The 17721-nt window shown below is 57.7% G+C and carries 16 protein-coding genes; 6 read left to right on the top strand and 10 right to left on the bottom strand.

The window, feature by feature from the left end; genetic code table 11:
• Positions 1-78: 78 nt before the first annotated feature.
• Entirely contained in the window at positions 79-1026 is a 948-nt protein-coding gene (locus HZU72_RS09030) for a helix-turn-helix domain-containing protein (protein WP_180091497.1), read from the bottom strand.
• A gap of 214 nt (positions 1027-1240) precedes the next feature.
• On the opposite strand from HZU72_RS09030, the gene HZU72_RS09025 reads away from it, so the two are divergent.
• The 5 genes from HZU72_RS09025 to HZU72_RS09005 all read left to right on the top strand — a co-directional run bounded on the left by HZU72_RS09025 (position 1241) and on the right by HZU72_RS09005 (position 7761).
• Positions 1241-2656 carry an ethanolamine ammonia-lyase subunit EutB gene (locus tag HZU72_RS09025; RefSeq protein WP_180091496.1) on the top strand — a complete coding sequence of 472 codons (1416 nt, stop codon included), beginning with the start codon at positions 1241-1243 and terminating at the stop codon, positions 2654-2656.
• On the top strand, positions 2646-3470 hold the full coding sequence (gene eutC / locus HZU72_RS09020) for an ethanolamine ammonia-lyase subunit EutC (protein ID WP_180091495.1): 825 nt from the start codon (positions 2646-2648) through the stop codon (positions 3468-3470). Before HZU72_RS09025 ends, eutC begins: the two co-directional genes overlap by 11 nt.
• A 115-nt stretch (positions 3471-3585) precedes the next feature.
• Positions 3586-5025 carry an ethanolamine permease gene (gene eat, locus HZU72_RS09015; protein ID WP_180091494.1) on the top strand — a complete coding sequence of 480 codons (1440 nt, stop codon included), beginning with the start codon at positions 3586-3588 and terminating at the stop codon, positions 5023-5025.
• A 218-nt stretch (positions 5026-5243) separates the two neighbouring features.
• On the top strand, positions 5244-7004 hold the full coding sequence (aceK, locus tag HZU72_RS09010) for a bifunctional isocitrate dehydrogenase kinase/phosphatase (protein WP_180091493.1): 1761 nt from the start codon (positions 5244-5246) through the stop codon (positions 7002-7004).
• A 43-nt stretch (positions 7005-7047) separates the two neighbouring features.
• A complete protein-coding gene (locus HZU72_RS09005; RefSeq protein WP_180091492.1) occupies positions 7048-7761 on the top strand; it encodes an SIR2 family NAD-dependent protein deacylase in 714 nt (237 codons plus the stop codon).
• 186 nt (positions 7762-7947) lie between these two features.
• On the opposite strand, the gene bioA is transcribed toward HZU72_RS09005, so the two are convergent.
• From bioA to bioB, 6 genes are read right to left on the bottom strand one after another with little or no spacing between them, the layout of a single operon-like run.
• Entirely contained in the window at positions 7948-9222 is a 1275-nt protein-coding gene (bioA, locus tag HZU72_RS09000) for an adenosylmethionine--8-amino-7-oxononanoate transaminase (RefSeq protein ID WP_180091491.1), read from the bottom strand.
• On the bottom strand, positions 9219-9908 hold the full coding sequence (gene bioD, locus HZU72_RS08995) for a dethiobiotin synthase (RefSeq protein WP_180091490.1): 690 nt from the start codon (positions 9906-9908) through the stop codon (positions 9219-9221). The genes bioA and bioD overlap by 4 nt, the downstream gene beginning before the upstream one ends.
• The gene (locus HZU72_RS08990) at positions 9905-10687 is read right to left on the bottom strand and encodes a methyltransferase domain-containing protein (RefSeq protein WP_180091489.1); all 783 of its coding nucleotides are present in this window, start codon (positions 10685-10687) and stop codon (positions 9905-9907) included. The genes bioD and HZU72_RS08990 overlap by 4 nt, the downstream gene beginning before the upstream one ends.
• Positions 10684-11430, bottom strand: a complete 747-nt coding sequence (locus HZU72_RS08985; protein ID WP_180091488.1) for an alpha/beta fold hydrolase — start codon at positions 11428-11430, stop codon at positions 10684-10686. The genes HZU72_RS08990 and HZU72_RS08985 overlap by 4 nt, the downstream gene beginning before the upstream one ends.
• Positions 11412-12569: an 8-amino-7-oxononanoate synthase gene (gene bioF, locus HZU72_RS08980; RefSeq protein WP_180091487.1), complete on the bottom strand. Its 1158-nt coding sequence runs from the start codon at positions 12567-12569 to the stop codon at positions 11412-11414. The genes HZU72_RS08985 and bioF overlap by 19 nt, the downstream gene beginning before the upstream one ends.
• The gene (gene bioB, locus HZU72_RS08975) at positions 12562-13641 is read right to left on the bottom strand and encodes a biotin synthase BioB (RefSeq protein WP_180091486.1); all 1080 of its coding nucleotides are present in this window, start codon (positions 13639-13641) and stop codon (positions 12562-12564) included. Before bioB ends, bioF begins: the two co-directional genes overlap by 8 nt.
• 164 nt (positions 13642-13805) lie before the next feature.
• Between bioB and HZU72_RS08970 the strand changes: the two genes are divergently transcribed.
• Positions 13806-14606 (top strand): tRNA-uridine aminocarboxypropyltransferase, encoded by an 801-nt coding sequence (locus HZU72_RS08970; RefSeq protein WP_180091485.1) that lies wholly within the window; start codon positions 13806-13808, stop codon positions 14604-14606.
• On the opposite strand, the gene HZU72_RS08965 is transcribed toward HZU72_RS08970, so the two are convergent.
• From HZU72_RS08965 to HZU72_RS08955, 3 genes are all read right to left on the bottom strand, one after another.
• Entirely contained in the window at positions 14541-15815 is a 1275-nt protein-coding gene (locus HZU72_RS08965) for a TraB/GumN family protein (RefSeq protein WP_180091484.1), read from the bottom strand. The genes HZU72_RS08970 and HZU72_RS08965 overlap by 66 nt on opposite strands.
• A gap of 43 nt (positions 15816-15858) precedes the next feature.
• Complete coding sequence (locus HZU72_RS08960; protein WP_180091483.1) at positions 15859-17307, bottom strand: TrkH family potassium uptake protein; 1449 nt, start codon at positions 17305-17307, stop codon at positions 15859-15861.
• Between the two features lie 52 nt (positions 17308-17359).
• Positions 17360-17721, bottom strand: a 362-nt coding sequence (locus HZU72_RS08955) for a TrkA C-terminal domain-containing protein (protein WP_328736834.1), incomplete at its 5' end; no start/stop codon positions are given.

The following is a 17721-nucleotide window of genomic DNA, read 5'->3' as shown; positions in this document are numbered from 1 at the left end:
CGATCTTTTTTAGCTACTCTCGCATTTAATCAGGCCGGCTGAGAGGCTGGTTTGTATTTGCCGCTATCACTGACTCGCTCATAACGTTTTCGTACTGAGCGTTTGTGATGGGCTCTCTCCGAACTGCTGTTTGTAGTCGTGGGCGAACTGACCCAAGTGCCAAAATCCCCAGTAGGTGGCTATTTCCGTGACCGATTGCTGCGGAGATGCCGCCCTCAGCGCCCGGCGCACGCGGTTCAGCCGAGTCAGGCGTAAGAACTGCAGAGGGCTGATGCCCAGGATGGTGGTGAAGCTGTACTGCAGTGTGCGGCGGCTGACGTGGGTAAGCTGACAAAGCTCCTCCATTGTCACGGGGCCTTCCAGATGCTCATCCACGTAGCGCTTGACGCGATCAACCACTTCCTTGCGATGGGCATAGCTGGGTGGCAGCTCAGCACTGGACTGCTCGACCTGCAATAACTCCAGTAGCGCCATCAGCAGAATGTCTTGATGGATATGGCTGGCGATAGCCAGCGTTTGACTGGTGAGTAGACGTTCAATGAGGAACGACACGGCGCGAAGGGTGTCACCGGCCGCTTGGCGACGGGGCATGGCGTGCCAGTGTGTATCCAGACTGAACCCCTGCCGCTTGGCCGCCGCCGTCAAGGCGGGCAACTGGATCACCAGCCCATAGATGTCGAATCGTTCCGGTGTCACCAGTTCAAAATCACGTCCACCCGGGCGGCACATCACCTCGCCCGCACCGAGCGCTTGTCCATTGATGCGCGAGCCTTGATGGGTAGTGGGAATACCGATCCACAGCGACTCAGGCCATACCCGGCAGTCCTGACGTAGCGCTTGCCCGGTATGCTCCTTGAAGACCTGCATGGTTTCCAGTGCCACCTCATCTAGCCGCCCGTAGAAACTCCCTGGGCTGAGCTGATCGTACTCCTGTTGCCATCGCGTTAGGTTCTGCGCGTGCTCATCGGCATCAAAGGCCTCTTGGATGCACCTTTTTGGTGCAAATGAGCTTTCGAGCGTGGTCATGAAGCGCCCCTCGCAGTGATAAGTTGGCTAATCATAATTTATGTAACGCCTTAACTTTTTGTATTTACTTGAGTTAAGCGAAAGTTAGTGAGTTTGCCAAAACTTGATACTCCCTCTCTATTGATAACGCTATGGTGGAAACAAGCAAGTTTTGTACTTCAGCGCGATGTCAACGCGATCAACAACAGCCATCGTAATAAAAAAGGATAGCCCCATGGCGCAGACCTATCACACGACGGTGGGGAGTCGCAGTTATCGCTTTGCAAACCTGGCAGAGCTGATGGCTAAAGCCACGCCTCCCCGTTCAGGCGACCGTTTGGCCGGAGTAATGGCGGAGAGTGCCGAAGAGAGGGTGGTCGCCCAGATGGTACTCGCCGAGCTCCCGCTTACCACTTTTTTGAATGAAGCCCTGATTCCATACGAAGAGGATGAGATCACCCGGCTGATCATTGATGATCACGATGCAGATGCCTTCGCCCCCATTCGCCACCTTACCGTGGGCGATTTTCGTAACTGGCTACTCTCTGATCACGCGACTAGTGACGTATTAACGGAGTTGAAAGCGGGGATAACCCCCGAAATGGCCGCTGCCGTCAGCAAGCTGATGCGCAATCAGGATTTGATTCTGGTGGCCAAGAAGTGCCGGGTTACCACCGCTTTTCGCAACACGATTGGCCTTCCGGGGCGGCTTTCCACCCGGCTGCAGCCCAATCACCCTACCGACGACGTGACCGGGATTGCGGCGAGCATCCTGGATGGCCTGCTCTACGGCAGCGGCGACGCGGTCATTGGCATCAATCCTGCCACCGATAATGTTGCCCAGAGCGTCAAGCTGATGCGCCTGATGGATGAAGTGATCCAGAAGTATCAAATCCCTACCCAGTCCTGCGTGCTTACCCACGTAACGAACACACTGGAAGCGATCGAGCAGGGCGCCCCGGTCGATCTGGTCTTCCAGTCGATCGGCGGCACCGAGGCCACCAACCGCAGCTTTGGCTTTGACTTGAGCACTCTCGCTGAAGCCGAAGCGGCGGCGCAGTCGCTCAATCGTGGCACGGTAGGTCGCAACGTGATGTATTTCGAAACCGGCCAGGGCAGCTCGCTTTCCGCCGACGCCCATCACGGGCTCGACCAGCAATCCTGCGAAGCCCGCGCCTACGCCGTCGCACGCAAGTTCAAGCCCTTGCTAGTGAACACCGTGGTGGGCTTTATCGGCCCGGAGTACCTGTTCGACGGCAAAGAGATTACCCGTGCAGGCCTTGAAGACCACTTCTGCGGCAAGTTGTTGGGCGTGCCCATGGGCTGCGATGTCTGCTACACCAATCACGCCGAAGCCGACCAGAATGATATGGATAACCTGCTCACGCTGCTCGGCGTGGCGGGCTGCAACTTCATCATGGGTATCCCTGGCTCTGACGACATCATGCTCAACTACCAGACCACCTCTTTCCACGACGCGCTCTATGCACGGCGGGTGCTGGGGCTGAAGGCCGCGCCGGAATTTGAGCGCTGGCTCGAAGAGATGCAGATTTTCCAGGATGTCAGCACCCACCGGCTCAACGACCAGCTTCCGGCTGCCTTTGCCAACAGCTTGCGCCACCTGCCCAAGGAGCCGCGCCATGGCACATGATCCCGTGGTGGAGAACCCCTGGGAATGGCTGAATGCCTTTACCGACGCGCGAATTGGCCTGGGGCGCGCTGGGGTCAGCCTGCCGACCAGCAAACTGCTGGCGTTTCAGTTGGCTCACGCCCAAGCACAGGATGCGGTTCACTGTCCGCTGGATGTGGAAGCACTATCCTCCGAGCTGACCCAAGCCCTGGATTTGTCTGAGGCACCGCTGCGCCTGCACAGCCATGCCCAGGATCGCGCCACGTACCTGCAGCGGCCCGACTATGGCCGTCGCCTTAACGACGAGACCCGTGAGCACCTGCAGAAAGCCGCCGCGTCCCAGCAGCGCTATGACCTTGCGATCGTCGTGGTCGATGGGCTTTCTGCGTTGGCTGTACAGCAAAACAGTGCCCCGTTTCTTGGCACGCTTTATCAGATGCTGAGCAGCGATGCTGCTGATTGGCAGCTAGCACCACTGACGCTTGTCGAGCAGGGGCGGGTGGCGATTGGTGACGAAATTGGCGCACTGCTCAATGCCGACGCCGTGCTCGTCATGATCGGCGAACGACCAGGGCTGAGTTCGCCGGATAGCCTGGGGTTGTATATGACCTGGGCGCCGGAGCCGGGGCTCAAGGATGATCGACGCAACTGCATTTCCAATGTGCGTCCGGCAGGTTTGCAAGTGGAAGAGGCCGCCAGACGCTTCTTTCTGCTGTTAAAAGAGGCCCGTCAGCTCAAATTGTCGGGCGTTAAGTTGAAAGACCGCAGTGAAGACGATGTGCTGGAAGGTGACTCAGCATCAGGCTCGACGCGTAACTTCCTGGTGGCGGATTAACGTCACCCAACAAGCGACACCCTATAACAGCGATCACACAACAAAACGGAACAACGTTGGTAAACCACAGCACGCCGCTGACGACGATTTCGTTCCACACTGAAAGGGTAAAACGATGACACAACCAACGATAGATCAAGCGTATCTGGCAAAACGCCAACTGCGCAAAGGCACCGCTGGCTGGATGCTGCTGGCGGGATTGGGGGTTTCCTACGTAATTTCCGGTGATTTCGCCGGGTGGAACTTTGGTATTGCTGAAGCTGGCTGGGGTGGCTTTGCGATAGCCGCGTGTCTGATGGCGTTAATGTATCTGGCGCTGGTGCTGTCACTTGCCGAAATGTCGGCGGCGATTCCAGCGGCTGGGGGCGGCTACAGCTTTGCCCGCCAGGCAATGGGGCCTGCCGGCGGCTATCTGACCGGGCTGGCCGTACTGATCGAGTATGCCCTGGCACCGGCGGCCATTGTGATCTTCATCGGCGCCGCCGTAGAGTCGTTGCTGGGTATCAACGGCCCGCTGGTTTACCTTATTTTCTACGCGCTGTTTATCGGCATTCACCTGGCGGGTGTGGGGGAAGCGCTAAAAGTCATGATGGTCATCAGTGGCTTGGCAGTGTTTGCCATCCTGGCCACTGCCGTTGCACTGATCGGTGATTTTGATGCCGCCAACCTGTTTGATATTGCCCCTACCGATGCGGCGGGTGCGAGCACCTTCATGCCCTTTGGCTGGTACGGCGTCTGGGCGGCACTACCCTTTGGTATGTGGCTGTTCCTGGCGGTAGAAGGCGTGCCGCTTGCTGCCGAGGAGGCTAAGGATCCTGCCCGGGACATGCCCAAAGGCATTATCGGCGCGATGTTGTTCCTGCTGTTCACGGCGCTGTTGGTCGTGGTGCTGCTGGCGGGTGCGGCGGGCGCCGAGATGATCGGTCAAAGCGGCGTGCCACTGGTGGATGCGTTGAACGCAGCGGGCAATCCGACCCTGGCAACCGTGGTGAACGTGCTGGGTCTGGCGGGGCTGATTGCTTCCTTCTTCTCGATTATTTATGGCTACAGCCGGTTGGTGTTTGCGCTCTCAAGGGCAGGGTACCTCCCCAAGCCATTGTCGCTGACCAGTGGCCGTAAAGTGCCTTATCTGGCACTGATCGTGCCCGGCGTGTTTGGCTTTCTGGTGTCGTTGAGCGGCGAAGGCGACCTGATGCTGGGAATGGCCGTGGTCGGTGCGACGATCTCTTATGCGCTCATGGCGCTCAGCCATATTCTACTGCGGGTAAAACAGCCCGACCTGCCGCGTCCGTATAAAACGCCTGGCGGTATCATCACCTCAGGGATTGCACTGGTGCTTTCCCTGGTTGCGCTCACCGGGGTATACGCCTTCGACCCACGCGCCTTTAACTACACCATCGTGCTGTTCATTGTTGGCGCAGCCTACTTCTTCCTCTACAGCAAGAATCACCTCGTAGCGAAAACCGCCGAGGAGGAGTTTGCGCTGGTGGTCGCGTCACCTGAAGAGCTGGATGATAGTGATTCAGATCCTGTGGTCACGACAGCGAAGCTGTAATTCACAAAACTAATCGCCTAGGCTGAACAAGCCTCTTTGCCCTGCGGCAAAGAGGCTTTTTTTGGCTAATGATAAGGAATCGTCATGGCATTGACATTTGATAGTCCCAGCGAGCAGCAGCGCTGGTACTCCGTAACTTGGCGTTGGGTATCCACCAAGGTCGTCTCGCATGTAGTTTGCCGTTAGGCAACGCTAGTAAATGAACAGGAGCCTGGCCCGTGAAGCACTCACCTGCATCCCGACTAGCGACGACGATCCTGCATGGCTTCGATGAGTACCGTGCACGTTTTAAAGAGATCACTGCTGATGCCAGCCGTCGTTTTCGTGACGCGGCGTGGCGTGAAACGCAGCAGGCATCGGCGGAGCGAATCAATCTCTATCAGGAAAAGATCGACGTTACGCTTGGGCGCCTGAAGCGCACTGTCGATCCTGAGGTGGTGTTCCGCTGCGAGTGCTGGCGCGAGGCACGCAACCACTACGCCGAACTGATCAGCCACCGGCTGGATTACGAACTAGCCGAGACTTTTTTTAACTCGCTATTCTGCGCGATTTTCCATCATCGCCATATCCGCAACGACTGGATGTTTGTGTATAGCTCCCGTGAGGATGCCGCCCACCGCTCGGGAATTGACCTATGCCGTCGCAAACAGGTTAACGGCGACTGGCAGGCCGCGCTCAAATGGGCGCTTAGCGACGCTCCCTTCGAAAATCGCTTTGCGGAAATAGACCAGGATACCCAGCTCGGCGCCACCTTCTTACAGCAGCACTTACCCTCGGCGATGCTGGACGCTGATGATACTGAAATCGAGCTGTTGAATAGCGTCTTTTATCGCAATAAAGGGGCTTATTTGGTGGGGCGGATTATCGGCGGCGGTGAGCAGGTGCCACTGGTGCTGCCTGTACTCCACGGCGAGGGTTTTGGAGAGCAGCAGGGGGGCGATCCCAGCCTACACCTGGATACGGTACTGATCGAAACCGACGAGGTGTCGATTATTTTCTCCTTCACCCGCGCTTACTTTCAAGTCGAGGTGGCGGTACCCAGGGAGTTTGTCGATTACCTTCAGCAGTTGATGCCGCATAAGCCAGAAGGTGAGCTCTATGCTTCAATCGGCTTCTTCAAACATGGTAAAACCGAGCTTTTCCGGGCGCTGAATCGTCAGGTCGCCAAGCGCGAAGATCAGTTTATTATTGCCCCAGGCGTGCGTGGCATGGTGATGGCAGTGTTTGTGCTGCCCAGTTTTCGCACCGTCTTTAAGATCATTAAAGATAAATTCGACCCGGCCAAAGACGTAACCCACGCCGTAGTGCGCGAAAAGTATCGGCTAGTAAAGCGCCATGACCGGGTAGGGCGCATGGCCGATACTCAAGAGTTCTCCAATTTTATTGTCCGCCAGGATCATTTTGCACCGGAGTGTCTGGAGCACTTACTGGAAGTGGCTCCTTCAACCGTTGTGTTGAAAGACGATAAGGTGATTATCAAACACTGCTATACCGAGCGCATGATGACGCCGCTGAACATCTACCTGGAACAGTGCAGCGACCAAGAGAAGGAGATGGTACTGAAGGATTACGGCAATGCCATTAAGCAAATGGCCGCGGCGAATATCTTCCCTGGCGATATGCTGCTGAAAAACTTTGGCGTGACGCGCCATGGAAGGGTGATCTTCTACGACTACGATGAGGTCTGCTATCTCACCGAGTGCCGTTTTCGGCATATACCCAAATCCCAGGGCAATGACTTCCAGGGGGGGGATACGTTATCCATCGGCCCTAACGATATTTTTCCAGAGGAGTTTGGGCCTTTTATGTTCGCTAATAAGGTGCTGCGCGATATGTTCATGGCGCAGCACCCCGAGTTATTTGATCCGGAATACTGGCTTGAACTGCAGCAGGCCATCATCGATGGCCGTGTCATCGACGTTTATCCTTACCGCAATAAGCAGCGTTTTGCGGGCAGTATCGGCCAGCTAGTATATTAGTGTCCTACTTAAGAAACAGTGAAACATAAACAACGAGGTCATCATGGCAGCAAGCCCGCATTTGGTGGTGTTTACCGGCTCGGGGATTAGTGCTGAGAGTGGTATCAAGACCTTCCGTGCCAGCGACGGCCTATGGGAAAACCATCCTGTCGAGGATGTTGCCACTCCCGAGGCGTGGCAACGTGACCCGCAGCAAGTGTTGGATTTTTACAATCAACGGCGTGATCAGATCCGTCGCGCCAAGCCCAACGCGGCGCACAAGGCGCTGGCTGCCCTGGAGCAAGAGGGGTTTAACGTCAGCATTATTACCCAGAATATTGATGACCTTCATGAACGTGCAGGCTCTCGCCATGTATTACATCTACACGGCGAGATTTTAAAAGCACGTTCGTCAATCGATGAGCGCATGCGCTACCCGCTGCTGAAAGGTGGCATAGAACTGGGCAGCGTGTGCGATAAGGGCAGCCAACTGCGACCCGACGTGGTCTGGTTTGGCGAGTCGGTGCCGCTGTTTGCGGAGGCCTGTGACCTTGTTAGCCAGGCTGACTTTTTGCTGGTCGTCGGCACGTCGCTGGCAGTCATGCCCGCCGCTTCGCTGCTCTCGTACATTGACTACGACACGCCCTGCGCACTGGTCGACCCGGAGGCGGATATGCTCAGCCCGCCAGGCGTATTGGCAATTAACACCACCGCTGGAGAAGGCGTTCCGGCGTTGGTAAACCGCTGGAAGCAGCAGGGTAATTTACTGTTGTCTTGAAAATTCGAGACCGGATCGGCACAGCCTTCTGCGGGGGCGCTGTAAACCCGTCCATGGGCGCTACTTTTGTCATCTGACCGCCATGGATGGCGGAAATGCCGGAATTGTTGGGAACATTTTCCGGTCATGACAAAAGACCCGCGCTACAGGCTGATCCCGGTCTCGTGTTTAGTAATCATTGTGGCTTTATTGAGGCCTTAAGAACCACGCCTTCATTACATCGGTAATCTGGGAGATTTCCGTTTCAGAAGTAATGTAGGCGGGCATGGTATACAGCCAGCGGCCAATGGGGCGCAGCCAAACGCCGCGCTCCCGGGCGAAAACGCCTACCCCCTTTAGTGCCTCGGCGGAGTGCGCTTCGATCACAGCGGTGGCGCCGAGCACGCGAACGTCAGCTACGGGCGGGTGTGCGTTCAGCGCCTGGTCTTCAAGTAACTCACGCTGTAGCTGCTGGCTGAGTGTCGCAATCTTGCCAAGATAGTCTTCCTCTTCGAACACGCGCAGGCTTTCTAGCGCCACGCGGCAGGCCAGCGGGTTACCCATAAAGGTAGGCCCGTGCATAAAGGCGTGCTGGGGAGTGTCGCCGATAAAGGCATCATGGACACGATCCGTGGCGAGCGTCGCAGCGTGACCCAAATAGCCGCCGGTCAAACCTTTGGAGAGCACCATGATATCTGGCGTGATGCCCGCGTGGTCGGCGGCAAACAGTTTGCCGGTGCGGCCAAAGCCGGTGGCGACTTCGTCAAAAATCAACAGCACACCAAACTCATCGCACAGTTCCCTGGCGCCAGTGACATAGTCCGGCGAGGTCATATTGAGCCCGCCTGCTGCTTGTAAAAGCGGCTCCATCAGCAGGGCAGCGATCTCATCATGGTGGCGTTCAAGTGCGTCACGCAGGGCGTGAAGGTCGTGCTCGACCTGTTCAGCGGTAGCATCAAATGGGGCTGTTGGGGCCGGGGCAAAATGGTGCTTTGGCAACAGGCTAGCAAACAGGCTGTGCATGCCTTCTTCAGGGTCGCACACTGCCATGCAGCCGGTAGTGTCGCCGTGGTAGGCCTTCATCAACGAGAGCATCTTTTGCTTGCCGGGGTGGCCGGTGAGTACCTGGTATTGAAGGGCCATTTTCATCGCCACTTCCATGCCCACCGAGCCGCTGTCCGAATAGAAAACGTGGTTCAGGCCAGCGGGTGTGATACGTACCAGTTCACGGGCCAGCCGGTCGGCGGGCTCATGCGTCAAGCCGCCAAGCATCACATGGCACAGCTCGCCTGCCTGTTCGCGAATGGCTGCCACCAAGCGTGGGTGGCCGTAGCCATGAATCATGCACCACCAGGAGCAGGTGGCATCCAGCAGACGCTCGCCGCTCTCTAGCACAAAGTGAGCGCCGTCACCGCCAACCACCTTGGGCGCGGGCGTCTGGTTTTTTAGGTGAGCATAAGGGTGCCAAACTGGCGTTTTCATAACGGCTCCAGGGAGAGATAGGGGGCGGCATTCGCGGCGTCGGGGGCATCAAGATGGGGAATAATGCCTAAACAGGGGGCCGCGAGTTTGGCGTTTAGATGGGCAATATTGGCCTCAAAGCGGGCTGTGTCAGTCGCAAAAGCGGGGTCTACCACGCTGCCTGCCCAGCCGGCTACTACCAAACCGTCGGTGCGAATGGCTTCCGCCGTTAAGCGGGCATGATTCAAGCAGCCCAGCTTTAGGCCAACCACCAGAATCACCGGCAACTCAAGCGCCATCGCCAGGTCGGCAAAATCTTCCTGCTCGTTTAACGGTACGCGCCAGCCACCGGCACCTTCAATCAGGGTGACGTCTCTGGGTGTTTGGATAAGCGTTTCGCTCAGCAAGCTAACGATGGCGCTAACCTCAAGCGGCTGGCCCGCCTCTAACGCGGCAAGATGAGGCGCAATGGCGGGGGCAAAGGCGATGGGATTCACCTTGGCGTAGTCGATCGGCGGCACGCTTTGATGCTGAAGGGCGAGGGCATCACTATTTTGCAGGCCTTCTGGCGTCGCTAGGCTGCCCGAGGCGATGGGTTTCAAGCCCAGCGTGTTCAACTGCTGTTGGCGGGCGGTATATAGCAAGCCGCTGGTTACCAATGTTTTACCCGCATCGGTATCGGTGCCCGTCACGAACCAGACGTTCATAGCGATTTTTCCAAGTGCAGCGTTAAGCAGTGGTAGCTCACCGGTAAGCCCTTCCACTCACGCAGTTGCTCAAAGCGCACTTGTGCGGCGGCGATATCCTTTCTGCAGAGGATGGCTTGTGGCCGGGCAATCTGGGCACCAACACCTTTGATAGACGCCATTACCGCCTTCAAGTCAGGGTAATAGAAGCGCTCAACGGTGGCCGTCTGGCGGACGATGGCTAAGCCGCTTTCGCCGATGCCCCTCTCGACGCTGGTGCGATCAGGCGTTTGCAGCAGCGCTTCGGGGCGCTGCCAGGCAAAGGCGATCTCTTCCAGGGTGTCGGGCAGCAGCGTCGTAATATGCGCCTGCCCGCCGGGCGTGAGCACCCGGTAAAGCTCCGCCATCACCGCGCCAATATCGCGACACCACTGGACTGCCAAATTGGAAAACACCAAGTCAAAGGCATGGTTACCAAACGGTAGCGCTGCGGCATCGCCTAATTGCCAACGGATACTTTCGCCGTGACGTTGGCGGGCCTGTTCCAGCATGCCGGGGGCTAAATCTAACCCCGTTATACGAGCAGTGGGGTAACGTTCATCCAACCGATGTGTCCAATAACCGGTACCGCACCCCATATCCAGCACGTTAAAAGCGCGGGGAGGTAACGACCCCCATAGCAGCTCGCCTATGTGGCGTTGTGCTGTGGCTAACGCATCGTAGCGGGGAGCCGCTCGGGAGAAAGCGTGGGCGACCCGTGCCTGCCAGTTTGCTTCAGTCTTCAGCGTTAGATCGTTCATAAAGCCGCCGTGCTGACGTTAGCCATCTGTCTGGCATGATGGGTAAGTGCCGTAGCGAGAGCCTGGGGCTGCGAGAGCATCGGACAGTGTCCAACATCGCTTAGGGGGGCGCTGATGCGGCGCTGGGCGGGGCTGATAAGTGGATCATGGTCGCCGATGAGACGTACCACTGGGCAAGGGGGTGCCGCTAGGCGTGGGCGATTATCAATGGTTGCCAGCCAGTGTAGGCCGGTAGCCAAGGTGGGGCTGTCGGCAGGCGGTGTATCGCCCAATAAATCACGCAGTTGCCGGTAAGCCTGCCGGGGGCCGGGCTCCCCTTGGGTCTGCCAGCGCAAAAAGTGTTGCCAGGTCGCGGTGGGGTCGCGTTGAAAGGCGCGTTGGAAGGCGCTCAGTTCGGCGCTAGTGACACCCCCTTTGGCGCTCACATCGTCTTTGACACAAAACGCCTCCCCCGCACCGAGCAGAATCAGGCCTCGTGGTGGGGTGAGATACGCTAGTAGCGCCGTAGCAAGTAGCCCGCCCAATGACCAACTGACCCAGACGGCATCGCTGGCTAACGGCTCGGCCATAGTGTCGGCCAGCTCTTCCAGCGTCGCGTTGGCCTCAAGCGAGGGCGTATCGCCGTAGCCGGGCCACTCTACCGCCTGGGCGGCTAGGTCGGTGGGCCAGTGCGCCTCGAGTGGCTGCCAAATACGCTGGTCGATTCCCCAGCCGGAGAGCAGAATTAAGCGCAGGGGCTGCATAACGCCTCTTGGTGCTGGCAGTGGTGGAGCGCGGCTAACAGTTGATCAATATCGTCGTGCTGATGGCGCGCGCTTAAAGTTACACGCAGACGGGATTCACCCTTGGGCACCGTTGGAGGTCTAATCGCCCCCACCTGTATACCTTTGTGCTGGAGCTGCAACGCCCAGCCTAGGGTGCGTGTTTCATCGCCCAGGATCAGCGGCTGAATGGGGGTGGCCGAATCGCTGAGAGGTAGCCCCAAGTGCAGCGCCTCATGGCGAAAGTAAGCGATATTGGCGTTTAGCTGAGCGCGGAGTGCCGGTTCGCCCTGAACGATCTCCAGCGCTTTTATAGTCGCGGCGGCGATGGCCGGAGGCTGGGCGGTGGTATAGACATAGCTGCGTGAAAACTGGATCAGGTGATCGATTAACTCGGTATCGCCAGCAACAAACGCCCCGGCGGTGCCTAATGCTTTTCCTAACGTGCCGACAAGAATCGGCACGTCCGTACTATTCCAGGTGCTGCCCACGCAGCCGCTGGCATTGTCGCCTAGCACGCCTACGCCGTGGGCATCATCGATCATCAGCCAGGCGCTGTGCTGCTGACTGACTTCGACCAGCGTGGCGATGTCGGCGATATCGCCATCCATACTGAAAACACCATCGCTGACCACGAGCTTGTGCGCGCACTCACTGCGCGCCAGCAGGCTTTTCAGATCAATGGCATCGCGGTGATGAAAGCGCCGCGAGCGGGCACCGCTTAATGCGGCGCCATCAATTAGCGATGCGTGGTTGAGGCGATCCTGGAAAATAGCGGTATGGCGATCAGCCAGCGCTTGCAGCACACCGAGATTGGCCATATAGCCGGTAGAAAACAGCAGCGCACGTTCGCGGCCTGTCCAGCGCGCTAACGTTTCTTCCAGGGCGTCGTGAATCTCCAGATGACCGCTGACTAAATGCGAAGCGCCTGCACCTGCACCGTAACGGCGAGCGCCCGCTGCCTGGGCCTCGCTAACGCGCGGGTCTTGAGCGAGGCCTAGGTAGTCATTACCTGCAAAGTTGAGGGTATTGCTTTTGGCTACCTGACGAGTTCGCCAGCGCTCCGTCTGTTGACGATGAGCGCGGGCGTCGGCCAGAAGCTGTTGCCATGCTTCAGACACTGGCGTCTACCGCTAGCTCGGAAACCCTTTCGGCGTGCACCTGCTGCTGTGCCTGTTGGGCAAGGCGTGCCGCTTGGGTAGCTTCGCTTTGGCAGGTCTCGCGCTTTTCAGGGTGCAGGCCCAGCTTGGCAAACAGCGCACGGTCGCGATCCACTTGGGGGTTGCCGGTGGTCAGCAGTTTATCGCCGTAGAAGATCGAGTTGGCGCCTGCCAAAAACGCCAGCGCCTGGGTCGATTCGTTCATCTGCTCGCGGCCAGCGGAGAGCCGCACATGGCTTTGCGGCATCATGATGCGGGCGACCGCAATGGCGCGTATGAACTCGATCGGGTCTAAATCTTCAACATTTTCCAGCGGTGTGCCGGGCACTTTCACCAGCATATTGATCGGCACGGATTCAGGGTGCGGAGAGAGCTTGGCCAGCTGTTGCAGCAGGGCACTACGATCTTTGGCATCTTCGCCCATGCCGAGAATCCCGCCGGAGCACACTTTCATGCCTGCATCACGCACGTTGGAGAGCGTTTCCAGCCGGTCGCTGTAGGTGCGGGTGGTGATGATTTCGCCGTAGTACTCCGGCGAGGTATCCAGGTTGTGGTTGTAGTAATCGAGCCCCGCTGTGGCCAGTCGACTGGCCTGTTCGCCGTCGACCATCCCCAGCGTCATGCAGGTTTCAAGGCCCACGGCTTTCACTTGACGAACCATCTCTTCGACCAGCAGTAGATCTTTATCCCGCGGGCTTCGCCACGCCGCGCCCATGCAAAACCGGCTGGCGCCTGCCTCTTTCGCTGCCTTGGCTTGTTCGACGACCTTCTCAATTTCCAGCAGTTTCTCTTTTTCAAGCTGGGTGTTGTAGTGGCCGGACTGCGGACAGTATTTGCAATCCTCCGGGCAGGCGCCGGTCTTGATCGACAGCAGGGTAGAGACCTGCACCGCGTTAACGTCGAAGTGGGCGCGGTGAACCTGCTGGGCTTGAAACAGCAGGTCATTGAACGGCAGCGCGAAAAGCGCGTTGATCTCATCCAGCGTCCAGTCGTGGCGCTGCTCATGAAGAAGCTGTTCGTGATGCACAGTCATGGTGTAAACCTTTTTACTTTTAATAGTTGACGAGACTTTAGCGGCGTTGCGCTTTGGGTGTCAACGTTGGAGGTTTTTTAGGTTTACGGTGGTGGTGGAAACATTCGTCAAAAGACGACGCGCTCATTTATACTCTGCACCCTTTTCCACATTCTGGAGCGCGGATGTCTGATGTTGATAGCTCTGTTGACGAGAGCTCTGTGAATGATGATTCAGCCGCCGAACATCCGCGTCCGCCGCGGCGCGAGTTCAAGGCGCGGGGCAGTTTTGTTACGCGCTGCGATAACTGCCAGTTACCCGTACTGAACTGCCTATGCCCCTATCAGGTGGAGGCGGTGAGCCATGCTCAGGTGTGGTTATTGACCCATCCTTTGGAGCATTACAAGCCGACCAATACCGGGCGTTTGATTGGTGACGTGATTACGACGACCCAGGTGTTTACCTGGTACCGCACGGCGCCGGATGCCCAGTTAGCAGGATTGCTAAAAGACCCTCGTTACGCGCCCTTTGTGATTTTTCCCGATGATCAACCCGACTACGCGGATCGTGTGGTGGATATCGAAGCGGTTCACTCGGCGAAAGAGCAGGCGCGCATTCCGGTGTTTATCATTCTGGATGGCACCTGGCGTCAGGCGCGGCGAATGTTTCGTAAAAGCGCCTATCTGGATGCATTGCCTGTGCTGCCATTGAGAACCGAGCGTGAGACACGCTACCGGCTGCGCAAGCCAGCGTCGAAAGCGCACTTATGCACTGCCGAGGTGGCGATCGAGCTGCTGCGCCAAGGCGGGGATATGGTTGCTGCGGACGTGCTGGATGACTACTTTGAGGTGTTTAACGATAGCTACGCGGCGAGCCGACTGCATCACAAAATCGACCCGCCTACTGCAGCGATGCGGCGCCTAACCGCCAAACAGAGCGCCGGCGATTCTGAACCCGGCCACCCAGGTGCCCACCGCGGAGCCTAGCGTGGCGAGAATAAATACCAGCAGGGTGCGCGATACGCGGTTTTTCCACCAGCCTTTCAACTGCGTGACATCGTGGCGAAGCGATGAAAAATCGCGCACTTTGGGTTTGCGCATATAGAGTTCAACCCCAGCGGCCACAAAGCCAGCACCGATAGTGGGGTTCAGCGAGGTGAGCGGGGCGGCAAAGAAGGTGGCAATCACGGTCACCGGATGCGCCATGGCGATAATCGTCGCACCGCCAGAGAGAATGCCGTTAATCAAGAACCACTCAAGCACCAATTGCCAGCCAAGGTCGGTGTTACGTGAAAAACCAATCGCAAAGCCGGTAAGCACCAACGCGGTAATCAGCCACGGCAGCGCTTTCCAAAGCTTGGATGGCGGTGGGGTGGCTTCCAGTGATTCGCGCTCTACTTTTGGCTCGGCGGGCAGTGGGGCTTCAAGATGCTCGCCGGTGCCTTTGAGGTGGCCTGCGCCGAGCACCACTAACACGTGCTGGTAGCGTCCCGGCGGCGCGTCCTCGGCCAGCCGCAACGCCATGTAACGGTCGCGTTCGCGAATCAGTGGGGTATAGAGCGCTTCCGATTCGGCTGCGAATTCGCTGAAGGTGGCTTCCAGCATATCGCCCTCTTTGAGCTTCTCGATGTCCTCTTTGGAGACATCCTGGCGCGATAACACGCTGCCAAGCAGGCCTGAAAACAGCGAGAAGCGCTGCCACCAGGGCACATTGCTGTAAATGCGTTTCAGCGTTATACCAACATCGCGATCAACCAGCAGTAGCGGTAGCTGGCGGCGGCTGGCTTCTTCAACGGCGGCGCGCATTTCGGCCCCAGGCTGAATGCCGGATTGATCGGCAATCCGTTGCTGAAAAGCGCCCAGCGCCAGGCTTGCGGCCACCATGCCCGCTTTACCTTGTTTAAAGACTTGAAACAGATCCTGCTCGCCCATGGCATCCGGGTTGGACATGCTGTGGTGGCGGGCGTCACATAACTCAATGGCCACTGCATCAAAGGCGCCGCTTGCCAATAGCGCATGCACGTCGTCGGCACTTTCCGCCGACACATGGGCCGTGCCCAGCAGCGTGTAGCGGGTTTCACCGACAGTGATTGTTTTTAACGGCCCGCTGGTGGCTGGCAGCGAAGTCGGTGTTTCAGCCAGCGACCCTGCTTCTGCGTTGGGCGTTTCTTCGTGAGATGTATCTTCGTGGTTCATTAACAGCTCTCAAATCGATCAATAAGGGGTAGGCGTGAAGTGCTTAACGCCGCCAGAAAGCGGGGGTAAACAGCACGAGCACCGTAAAAATTTCCAGGCGACCGAGCAGCATGGCCATGACCAGTATCCATTTCGCCAAGCTGGGCATGTCGCCATAGTGAGTGTGGGATTCACCCAGTGCAGGGCCGAGATTGTTGAGGGCCGAGCCCACCGTCGACCAAGCGGTAACCTGGTCAACCCCGGTCGCCATGACGCCCACCAGCATTAAAAAGAACAGCATCACGTAGACTGAAAAGAACCCCCATACCGCTTGAGCAATGCTGTCGGGGACACTGACTTTGCCCACTTTGACCGCAATCACCGCATTGGGGTGGATCAATCGCATGATTTCACGCATGCCCTGCTTGAGGATCAGAATGATCCTTATCACCTTCATGCCGCCACCGGTAGAGCCGGAACAGCCACCGACGAAGGCCGCCACAAATAGCAGGAAGGGCAGGGCGCCCGGCCACATGGAAAAATCAGCGACACTGTAACCAGCCGTGGTGGCAACGGAAACCACCTGGAAGACCCCGTGGCGCAGGCCGCGTAGCGTGTCGTAGGTATCGGTGAGCCACAGGGAGAGCACGGTGACCACGGACAGGGCGAGCAGAAATAGCATTAAAAAGCGCGCTTCGGGGTCGTGAAAGTAGTGCATCAGGCTTTTTTCACGCCAGGCGATAAAGTGCAGGCTAAAGCTGAATGCCGAAATCAGCATAAAGCCCACACATATCATCTCGATGGTAGCGCTATCGAAATAACCGATGCTGGCATCGTAAGTGGAAAAGCCGCCGAGGGCGACGGTTGAGAAGCTATGACTCAAGGCATCGAACCAGCTCATGCCCGCTAACATATAGGCGATCATGCAGGCCAGGGTGAGCGTGGCGTAGATATACCACAGCGCCTTGGCGGTTTCGGTGATGCGAGGGGTGAGCTTGGAGTCTTTCAGCGGCCCAGGAATCTCGGTGCGATACAGCGCCATACCGCCCACGCCTAGGGTGGGCAAAATGGCGACGGCCAGAACGACGATACCCATGCCGCCCAGCCACTGGAGCTGCTGGCGATAGTAGAGAATCGATTCGGGTAAAAAATCGATGCCGGTAATTACCGTGGCGCCGGTAGTGGTTAAACCGGAGAACGACTCAAATACCGCATCGGTGATGCCGAGCGAGCCTTCGCCGAATAGCATCAGCGGCAGCGAGCCGAACAGTGCCAGCACCGTCCAGAACATCGCGGCGATAATAAAACCGTCGCGGATACGCAGCTCTTTTTGCGAGCGTCGATTGGGCAGGTAAAGCAGTAATCCCGTCGCCACCGAAATCGCAATGCCGCTAATAAAGGCACTCCACACGCCGTCACGAAACCAGAGTGAAATCAGCGTTGGGGGGAGCATGGTAAGGCTGAAGAGCATCAGCAGCAGCCCTAAAATACGCAAAATAACCCGCAAACTCATGGTTGTCGCATGCTCCTGTTATTAGCAGCCAGTGGCCGTGGTTCGAGGGTTATCAAAAGAACGTTAAGCCGACTTGGAACAGGCGCTCCACATCGCGAATACGTCGCTTGTCGATCACGAATAGAATCACGTGGTCGCCGCTTTCAACCATCACATCGCCGTGGGCGATGATGACTTCCTTGCCACGCACAATCGCACCGATGGTGGTGCCCTCGGGCAGGTCGATCTCTCGGATGGTACGGCCCACTACCTTGGAGGACTGCTTATCGCCGTGGGCAATGGCTTCGATGGCCTCGGCGGCGCCCCGGCGCAGCGAGTGAACGTTGACGATATCGCCCCGGCGCACGTGGGTGAGCAGGCTGCCGATGGTCGCCTGCTGGGGGGAAATGGCGATATCGATCTCGCCGCCCTGCA

It is taken from the genome of Vreelandella sedimenti, assembly GCF_013416325.1.
Taxonomy (GTDB): Bacteria; Pseudomonadota; Gammaproteobacteria; order Pseudomonadales; family Halomonadaceae; genus Vreelandella; species Vreelandella sedimenti.
The sequence above is the reverse complement of the archived record's forward strand: the minus strand, read 5'-3'. Positions and strand labels throughout refer to the sequence as shown.